Below are 8,518 nucleotides of genomic sequence, written 5' to 3' on the forward strand. Positions count from 1 at the left end.
GCCCCGCACGGTGCGGGGCAGCCCACGGTACGGGGTCAGTTGGCGGCCGGGAAGTCGCCCGCGTGGATGCCGGCGACGAAGGACCGCCAGGCCTCGGGGGTGAAGGCGAGGGCCGGGCCGTGGGGGTCCTTGCTGTCACGGACCGGGACGCTGCCGGTGGCACCCTCTGCCACCTCGACGCAGTCACCACCGGAGGGGTTGCTGTAGCTGCTCTTGTGCCAGTTCATGCTCCGTACCCTTCTTTCACCAGCTTCTGCATCCAGGAGACAGAGTCCTCCGGAGACATCGCCGACGACGTTAGTTGGCTGAAGACAGTCTCGTGTCGAATGATGTCTGCTTCCTTCTCGATGTAGAGGCTGCTGGTGACTGACTCACAGAAGACGACCTCACCAGGCACGTCCGAGAAGGAAAGTATGCGGAAATTCGTCCCCATAGCCGCGTGGGCACCCACACTGAACGGAAGCACCTGGATGGTGATATTGGGCAGTTGCGCGGTCTCAACCAGGTGAATCACCTGCGACGTCATGACCTGATCGCCGCCGACCACGCGCCGAAGAACAGCCTCGGAGAGCACGGCGTGCACGACGAGTGGTTCCGGATTCCGGATGAGCTCTTGACGTTGCAGCCTGAGCCTCACCCGTCGTTCGATGGCCTGGTCGCCGTTCTGTTCCGATCGGAAGGGCCGAAATACCTCACGCGCGTAGTCGGCGGTCTGAAACAGCCCAGGAACCAACTCTGACTCGTACGATCGAATCCGCGCGGCGTCGGCCTCAAGACCCACGTAGGTCTGGAACCATTCCGGCAGCGTGTCCGCGTAGTCATGCCACCAGCCGCGCTGAGTGCTGCGGCGGGTCAGGGAGATGAACTGCCGCAACTCGGTCTCGTCGCCAACGCCGTACAGTTCGAGCATCGCACGGACATCGGATTCCTTCAGGGTCGTCTGGCCTGACTCGATCCGCGACACTTTGGTCGCGCTGAAGCCGAGTTCGTCCGCGACGGTTTTGGCCTGACGCCCGGTCCGTTCGCGCAATCTCCGCAGCTCGGAGCCGAGCCTACGGCGCAGCACGGTTGGACTGTCCACGCTCGTCGCTCCCTCTTGGTTGACGTCGGGTCACAGTCTGCCACCTCCCTCGGTGATCACAAGACTCTTGCGGCGCGGCGCAATTGCGCGGGAGAGCGCTTGCGCAAAAGCGCCATCGCGGAGCATGCTACAGGGAGTAGCATCTCGGGTCGCTTGAGTGACCACGGGTGGCCGCTACCGGGCATCCCCATGCCCCCGCATGGCTTCAAACTCCGCTCCTGGAAGGCGTCTTCGCCATGTCCTGCAACTCCTCCGCCGCCTGGCTGCCGCGCAGCCGCCGCGCCCCCCACATCGGCCGCGAGCACCTCGCCGAACTCCTCCGCTCCTCCGCCGCCTCGGAGCCGTACCTCGCCCCCGGGCTCCTCCTGGTCTCCGAGCTCGTCACCAACGCCCTGCTGCACGGCACGCCCCCCGGCCACCGCATCTACCTCGCCCTCGACCTCGACTCCACCCGCCTGCGCATCGAGGTCCACGACGCCCTGCGGGACCGCCGGCCCGTCCTGCGCGCCCTCACCCTCGACGGCGAGGCCGGGCGCGGCCTCCACCTCGTCAAGTCCCTCTCCAAGAACACGGGTTGCGAGCCCCGCAACCCGGTCGGCAAGATCGTCTGGTGCGAGGTGACCGCGTGAGGGCCGACCACGACGTCCGCGTCGAGATCCCGGGCCTCCGCCTCCCCGAGGTCCACACCCTCAGCGCCGGCGTCCTCGAACGGATCTGGAACGCCGTCTGCCACCTCCCGATGTCCCGCTTCCAGCACTACGCCCTGGAGCGCCGCCTCACCGGCCCCTGCGCCAAGCGCGACCTCATCCGCGACCTCACCGACGCCCCCGCCCTCACCATCCCCGCCGGCGACCACGAGATCCGTATCAGCTGGGCGAACTGACGGCTTCCGCCGCCCCGCCCGCGAAGCTGCGGGCGGCCGGACATGTGGTTAGCCTGGTCGTCGGGCGGGCACGAAGCACCGCCGCGCCCAGCGGGCCCCGGAGGCCCAACAGCCAGGGGCGCCGACGAACCGCACCCGCAACCCCCACAGGGCTTCCGGCGCCATCCGCAGCAGAACGCCTTTCGAACACCCCACATGGGAGTGCCGACCATGCCCTCTGCCAAGCGCATCGCGACCGCCGCCATCACCGCCGCACTGCTGGGCGGCACCCCCGGCCTGGCCTCGGCCAGCACCCCGACGACCGCCACGCCGTCCCAACTGTCCGCAGAATGGCACCAGTTCATGATCCATCCACTCGGCCTCCCCGCCGGGAACCTGGACATCGACGGCAGCGGCAAGGCCATCACGGCCGCTCCCGACCCCGGGAACAAGCACCAGCAGTGGAACCTGAGCGACATCGGCGGGCTGCCGCTCATCAAGAACAGGGCGACGGGCACGTGCCTGACCGCGCCGAACGACACACTGGATCCCGTCACCGTCCAGGCCTGCGACAAGAACAATCCGAACCAGCGGTGGGACGTCCACTACGTGACAAGCAGTCAGGTCGAGATCTCGCCGAAGGCCCACCCGTCCCTCGCCCTCACCGGCGGCGCCCAGGCCGGCAGTGACAAAGCCCTCCTCCGGGCCTACGCGGCGGCGGACAACCAGCAGTGGTCCATGAGGTCCGTGACGTAGCGACCCTCCCGACCGGCCCGTCGGCACCGGCGACGCGCCCGCGACCTTCGCTTTCCCACTGAGCTGCGGGCCGCCGGGCATCTGGCTAGCCTGGTCGGGTGGGCACGAAGCATCCCTGTGCCCACCGGGCCCTGGAGGCCCGGCAGCCGGGGCGGGCCGGCGATCCGCTCCCGCGCCTCCGCGACTCGCAGGACTTCCGGCGCCATCCGCGCAAGGGCCCGCGCACCTCTCGGACACCCCACAAGGGACACCCCCATGAGAGCGACCACCATGTCTCCTGCCAAGCGCATCGCGACCGCCGCCATCGCCGCCGCACTGCTGGGCGGCACGCCCGGCCTGGCCATGGCGGCCACCCCGCAGACCACCCTGCCGTCTCAGCAGACCGAGCAGTGGTTCCGGTACGAGGTCCTGCCACCGGACCAGCTCTCCACGAAAGGCATCGACGGCAGCAGCAGCGGCAAGGTCGTCATGGCCAACCGCGAGCAGAACAACGACCACCAGTTCTGGAGCCTGATCGGCCCCGCCGGCAAGCAGCTCCTGAAGAACAAGGCGACCGGCACGTGCCTGACCGCACCGGGCAAGGATGCCAAGGGCCCCGTCACGCTCCGGACCTGCGACGCGACCAACGTGAACCAGCAGTGGAAGCTGGAGTACTGGTCGGAGGGCCGGCACACGCTCTCACTCACGGCCTACCCGTACCTCTACCTCACCGGGACCGGAGTGATCGGCAGCTCGGCCACCGTGGAGAGCTACCACGGGACCTACACCCAGCACTGGAAGCTGGTGCCCCCGGGCTACTGATCCCCGCCCGCCGACCCACCCCAGCGCCCTACCCGGCACCCGGCGCCCGGCACGACGTGCGGCGTCGTGGGCTTCCTCAACCCGGGCGACCAGGTCTTCCACCACTGCTACACGACCACGCAGAGCGAAGGGACGTGGACCCACCTGCGCAAGAGCGGCACCGCGCTGGAGGGCTGGGTCAAGGACGACCTGCTCCCGGACGGCGGCAGCGGGTACGCGTGCTGATCCCGGCCGAGGCGTCGCGCGAGCACCGGAACTCCTCTTCGTCCGAGCCGTTCTGACGCATCACCACCTGTAGGCCGTCGCCCGCGTTCCGGCGGGCGGCGGCCTACGCGTCCGCCACCGCCCGCCCAGGGCGTCACCCTCCGCCTCCCCCACGCGCCCGCGACCCGCGTGTTCGCGCGGAGCTGCGGGCAGCCGGACATCTGGTTAGCCTGGTCGGGTGAGCACGAAGCATCGCCGTGCCCACCACCCGCCGGGCTTCCGACGCCGTCCGCGCACAGAGCCCGCGCACCTCTCGGACACCCCACAAGGGACACCCCATGAGAGCGACCACCATGTCTCCTGCCAAGCGCATCGCGACCGCCGCCATCGCCGCCCTCCTGCTCGGCGCCACCCCCGGCCTGGCCACGGCGGCCACTACGCCGACGCCCTCGCCGGTCCAAACGCCCTCGCCGGTCCAAACGCCCTCGCCGATCCCGACGCCCTCGCCGGTCCAGCAGGCCGGAAACTGGTACCGGTACGAGGTCCTGCCGCCGGACCACGTCGTGAAGACCCTGGAGGGCAGCAGCTTCGGCAGGGTCATCACGGCCAACCGCCAGCAGTACAACGACCACCAGCTCTGGAGCCTGAGCGGCACCCCCGGCAAGCAGTTGCTGAAGAACAAGGCGACGGGCACGTGCCTGACCGCGCCGAGCGGCTTCCGGGGCGGCGGCGTCACGCTCCGCACCTGCGACAGGAACGACGTCAACCAGCAGTGGACGACGCGCTACTGGTCGGAGGGCAGGCACACGATCTCGCCCTCGGCGCACCCCGGCCTGTACCTCACCGGGAGCGCGCTGATCGGCGGCGCGGTCACCGTCACGCGCGGCGACGGGACCTTCGCCCAGCACTGGGCCACCGTGCCCGCGGGGTACTGACCCCCCTCAGCCGCTCCCCCGGGCCGACGGCGCCTCCAGGGAGGCCGGCGCCTGGCGCACCGCGAGGCGTCCGGCCATCCGGAAGGAGTGCTCGCGCGAGTCGATCAGGTGCACCACGGTGTGGTGCACCACCAGCGCCAACGCCACCGGGACGCCCGGGAGTCGCTCGGCCAGTTCGGCTCGCACGCCGTCGGCGAACGCGGCGTGGAAGCGCTCCACGTCCCCGGGCGCCGGGTCGCCCGCGAGGGTGGCGTCGCGGGCGGCCTCGATGCGCAGGCCCTCCTCCCAGGGCTCGAAGTCCACGACCACGATGCCGACGTCGCCCGGGCAGCTCGTCTGGCGCATGTAGCGGGCCCGGACGCCTCGGACCGGGCGGGAGGGGAAGGCGCCTCGAACGGGAATCACCGCGGTCAGGCGTGCTCGATCTCGACCGAGGTGACCACGACGTCCTCGACCGGGCGCTCGTCCTCGGTCGGGGTGGCGGCGATCGCGTCGACCACGGCCTTGGAGGCGGCGTCGGCGACCTGGCCGAAGATGGTGTGCCGGCGGTTGAGGTGGGTGGGGGTGCCGACGGTGACGAAGAACTGCGAGCCGTTGGTGCCCGGGCCGGCGTTGGCCATCGCGAGCAGGTAGGGCTTGGTGAAGAACAGCTCCGGGTGGAACTCGTCGGCGAAGGCGTAGCCCGGGCCGCCGGTGCCGGTGCCGGTCGGGTCGCCGCCCTGGATCATGAAGCCCTTGATCACCCGGTGGAAGAGGGTGCCGTCGTAGTACGGTCCGGTGCCCGGCTCGCCGGTGCGCGGGTCGGTGTACTCCCGGGTGCCCTCGGCGAGTTCGACGAAGTTGCGGACCGTCTTCGGTGCGTGGAAGGGGAACAGCTCCAGGCGGATCGGGCCCGCCGTGGTGTGCAGGGTGGCGAACCGGGCAGTGGCCACGGGGACTCCTCGGGGTGCGGCTGATGTGGCTGGTACGGGGTGCGGCCGGTGCGGGGTGACCTGGGCCGTCTGACCACCGCATCCTGGCACAGCCCGCGCCCGCGCCGCCGAACCGGGTGGGACGATTCACGCGTCGATGCGTACGGGAAGCATCGGGAACGAAGGACGGGTGGTCGTGGTGGTCGGTGCGGTTCTGGTGGGCGTGCTGGTCCTGGTGGTGGCGGGGTGCGGCTGCGTGGTGTGGGCCGAGCGGGGCGGGCCGCGCTGGACGCGCGCGGTCGCGGCCCTCACGCTCGGCGCCGGGAGCGCGCTGCGCGCCTTCCTGCGCAGCCGGCCGCGCCGGACCGGCAACGGCGGCGGGGACACCGGGGGCGGCGACTGACCGAGTCATGGGGTGGTGGGGCTCGCCTGCGTTGTCTTCCACCTCGGCCGGCTCGGGCGGCACCCTGAGGCGATTCAGTCATCACAGCAGGTCAGTGGTGATCCGAACCGCAACGGTCACACCGTTCCGTCCGAAAACTCATGGAAGGGCGGGAAATCATGTTCGAACTGACAAATCTTCTGTCGTGTTTCGGGCCTACTTGCGGGGACGTCGTCGACTGGGAGGCCGTGGAGGCCACGTACGGGCGGCGGCTCCCCTCCGACTATCAGGAGTTCATGACCGCCTTCGGGTGCGGTTCGGTCGAACAAGCGTTGTACGTTCAAGCGCCTGCCACCACGACTGCCGAGCTCACCGGGAATTTCGTGTCGACACTTCCCGCCGGCATGCTGGCTGACGAGGGTGCGGGAGACTGGAGGGATCCGGCCCAAGCCGGCCTGCACCGTCTCGAGGACATGCTCCTCTGGGGACTCACGGAAGAGGACTTCCTCTGCTGGGTCACCTCGGACGAGAATCCAGACCAGTGGCCCGTGGCCGTCTACTCCCGATTCCATGCGGCCTGGTCCGTGTACCCGTACGGGATGGCGGAGTTTCTACTCAGGTTGCTGCGCGACGGGTTCGACGAATGGCCGATCAGCGATGCAGGCCTTCGGTCCGTCTCCGAACCGCGTTTCCTGCACGACAAGGACGAGGAAGCGGGCTTGGAACTACAGGAGAGGCCCTTGGAGTGATGGCCACGTCCGGCTGCGGATGGCGCCGTGCGGAGCCGGCACGAGGCCGGAGTCCGGGACCGCCTCCACCAGGTGTTGCCGACCGAACCGCGCCGCGCCGGCGAACTGAGTTGGTCGCGACGGTGGCTGACGGCTCGCACCGCCAAACCCGTCGCGATACCCCAACACGGGTCGAGCGCCACCGGCCGCGCCGGATCGGCAACGGCGGCGGGGACACCGGGGGCGGCGACTGACCGAGTCATGGGGTGGTGGGGCTCGCCTGCGTCATCACCCACCTCGGCCGGCTCGGGCGGCACCCTGAGGCGATCCCGGCCGGCGCAGGCTGACCATCCGGGGTGATCGCAACGAATGTGGTGCGCGGGTTGGCGGTGGCGGCGGCAGTCGAGGCATGCCCAGAGGTGGGGCCGACGGTGATGACGAGGTCGCAGTACTGGGCGGACAGGCCTGCGGGGTGGGGCACCGCCTGTTCGCTGGTCGAGGCCGGCGCGAATAGCTGCTGGACATTCAAAGGCTCCTGATGGGAGGCGTCTTGGAGGGCCCCTCAAATGGCGTTCGTATCGCTACGACCGCTGGCCTCGGTGGTTTCGCCGACCGGACAAGCGGTGCGCCGCCCGGCGATGTTCGAGGGCGTGATCGGACCCGGGCGACCATCCCGGTCGTCTCCCGTTCCGAGGTGGAGCAGCGCCGCAGCACCGGCCGCGGCCAGGGCGAAGGGCAATCCGAGTGCCCAGCGAAGGCGCGGGTTGGTGGGCAACCTCATGGCGGACTGCTCCGAAGGCGCCCCGGTAGTCGTCCGTACCGTCACCACTGTTGGATCGTGCTCCATCAGGTGGCCCCGCCCTACGAGGGCAACCGAAACGTGCCCTACACGATCAAGATGTCCTACATCGCTCGAACTCGATCCACACCGCAGGGAGCGGCTGGAATTGTCTCGGCAGGTCAATCCACAGCGGCACTGGACAGGACGCTGGGCAGTACGGTGACTGATCGAAGCGCGCCACCCCGCAGAGGAGACACCACCTTGGCCCACCCAGCCGTAAGCCGCCTCTTGACCCTTCTCGGAGAACCGATCACCCCGGGCGACAGCGTCGACTGGGACGAGCTGGCACAGACCACAGGCCTACGTCTGCCCTCCGATTACCGGGACTTTGTCGCGCTGTACGGCGGCGGGGAGTTGGACGAATACCTCAGCATCAGAACACCACCGGTGGGTGCCTCCCCGTACGGCGTCCTCGTCGACGAACTGGACTTCGACCCGGGAGAGTTGCCGCCGACCCCTACTGGTACTGCCCAGGAGAACCTGGAGGAGGGGAGGCTTCTCCCCTTCGCGAGGAGCGCCAATAGCGACGTGGTCTTCTGGCTCTGCGACGCCCAAGACCCCGACAGCTGGGACATCGTCGTCTTCAGGCGCCAGGTCCAGTATGGAGAGGAACGCTGGGTGCGTTTCGAGGCGGGCTTCGGTGAATTCCTCTTCGGCACCCTCAGCGGCATGCTTCCGAACCCGTTCAGCGACAGTGGCTTTGCCAACTCCCCTCACACCTACCGAAACTGGCAGCAGCCGCTGTAACGCGCACGGTTGTTCACGCTCGTCCGCCGACGACCTGAGCGGAACCTCCCAAGCCTCAGGTCGTCCGGAACGGGATCAGCCCGTGCTGAAGGGGCATCTGTTCTACGGTTCGGGCGACTTGTCCGGGCTGAGTGACGGGGTCGCCGGTGGGGCGTTGGAAGGCTGGCCCGGTTACGTCCCTCCCTACCTGGTCCCTCCCTACCTGGTCCCGCCGGGTCGGCAACGGCGGCGCGGACACCGGGGGCGGCGACTGACGCCGCGTCCCCGGCC

General features: G+C 69.5%; 13 protein-coding genes. 9 read left to right on the top strand and 4 right to left on the bottom strand.

What is annotated here, in order from left to right; all coding sequences use genetic code 11:
- Positions 1-35 precede the first annotated feature (35 nt).
- Positions 36-227, bottom strand: coding sequence for a DUF397 domain-containing protein (locus ACFRMQ_RS34150; RefSeq protein WP_380734655.1), 192 nt, complete (start codon positions 225-227; stop codon positions 36-38).
- Positions 224-1,081 carry a helix-turn-helix domain-containing protein gene (locus tag ACFRMQ_RS34155; protein ID WP_380734656.1) on the bottom strand — a complete coding sequence of 286 codons (858 nt, stop codon included), beginning with the start codon at positions 1,079-1,081 and terminating at the stop codon, positions 224-226. The genes ACFRMQ_RS34150 and ACFRMQ_RS34155 overlap by 4 nt, the downstream gene beginning before the upstream one ends.
- Before the next feature lie 236 nt (positions 1,082-1,317).
- On the opposite strand from ACFRMQ_RS34155, the gene ACFRMQ_RS34160 reads away from it, so the two are divergent.
- From ACFRMQ_RS34160 to ACFRMQ_RS34185, 6 genes are all read left to right on the top strand, one after another.
- Positions 1,318-1,710: an ATP-binding protein gene (locus ACFRMQ_RS34160; RefSeq protein WP_380734658.1), complete on the top strand. Its 393-nt coding sequence runs from the start codon at positions 1,318-1,320 to the stop codon at positions 1,708-1,710.
- Positions 1,707-1,964 carry a hypothetical protein gene (locus ACFRMQ_RS34165; protein ID WP_380734659.1) on the top strand — a complete coding sequence of 86 codons (258 nt, stop codon included), beginning with the start codon at positions 1,707-1,709 and terminating at the stop codon, positions 1,962-1,964. Before ACFRMQ_RS34160 ends, ACFRMQ_RS34165 begins: the two co-directional genes overlap by 4 nt.
- Positions 1,965-2,174: 210 nt before the next feature.
- Positions 2,175-2,699, top strand: coding sequence for an RICIN domain-containing protein (locus ACFRMQ_RS34170; protein ID WP_380734660.1), 525 nt, complete (start codon positions 2,175-2,177; stop codon positions 2,697-2,699).
- A gap of 255 nt (positions 2,700-2,954) precedes the next feature.
- A complete protein-coding gene (locus tag ACFRMQ_RS34175; protein WP_380734661.1) occupies positions 2,955-3,500 on the top strand; it encodes a ricin-type beta-trefoil lectin domain protein in 546 nt (181 codons plus the stop codon).
- A gap of 66 nt (positions 3,501-3,566) precedes the next feature.
- Positions 3,567-3,725: a hypothetical protein gene (locus ACFRMQ_RS34180; RefSeq protein WP_380734662.1), complete on the top strand. Its 159-nt coding sequence runs from the start codon at positions 3,567-3,569 to the stop codon at positions 3,723-3,725.
- Between the two features lie 317 nt (positions 3,726-4,042).
- Complete coding sequence (locus ACFRMQ_RS34185; RefSeq protein WP_380734663.1) at positions 4,043-4,639, top strand: ricin-type beta-trefoil lectin domain protein; 597 nt, start codon at positions 4,043-4,045, stop codon at positions 4,637-4,639.
- Between the two features lie 6 nt (positions 4,640-4,645).
- Here the strand turns inward: ACFRMQ_RS34185 and ACFRMQ_RS34190 are convergent, their stop codons facing one another.
- Positions 4,646-4,984, bottom strand: a complete 339-nt coding sequence (locus tag ACFRMQ_RS34190; protein ID WP_380734664.1) for a hypothetical protein — start codon at positions 4,982-4,984, stop codon at positions 4,646-4,648.
- Positions 4,985-5,049: 65 nt separating this feature from the next.
- Complete coding sequence (locus tag ACFRMQ_RS34195; protein WP_380734665.1) at positions 5,050-5,571, bottom strand: peptidylprolyl isomerase; 522 nt, start codon at positions 5,569-5,571, stop codon at positions 5,050-5,052.
- A 136-nt stretch (positions 5,572-5,707) separates the two neighbouring features.
- On the opposite strand from ACFRMQ_RS34195, the gene ACFRMQ_RS34200 reads away from it, so the two are divergent.
- The 3 genes from ACFRMQ_RS34200 (at position 5,708) to ACFRMQ_RS34210 (ending at position 8,248) form a co-directional block, all read left to right on the top strand.
- Positions 5,708-5,953: a hypothetical protein gene (locus tag ACFRMQ_RS34200; RefSeq protein ID WP_380734666.1), complete on the top strand. Its 246-nt coding sequence runs from the start codon at positions 5,708-5,710 to the stop codon at positions 5,951-5,953.
- A 158-nt stretch (positions 5,954-6,111) separates the two neighbouring features.
- Complete coding sequence (locus ACFRMQ_RS34205) at positions 6,112-6,681, top strand: hypothetical protein (protein WP_380734667.1); 570 nt, start codon at positions 6,112-6,114, stop codon at positions 6,679-6,681.
- A 1,021-nt stretch (positions 6,682-7,702) separates the two neighbouring features.
- Positions 7,703-8,248: an SMI1/KNR4 family protein gene (locus ACFRMQ_RS34210; RefSeq protein ID WP_380734668.1), complete on the top strand. Its 546-nt coding sequence runs from the start codon at positions 7,703-7,705 to the stop codon at positions 8,246-8,248.
- Positions 8,249-8,518 lie beyond the last annotated feature (270 nt).

Origin of the sequence: Kitasatospora sp. NPDC056783, assembly GCF_042789895.1 — a bacterium.
In the GTDB taxonomy this organism is placed as follows: Bacteria; Actinomycetota; Actinomycetes; order Streptomycetales; family Streptomycetaceae; genus Kitasatospora.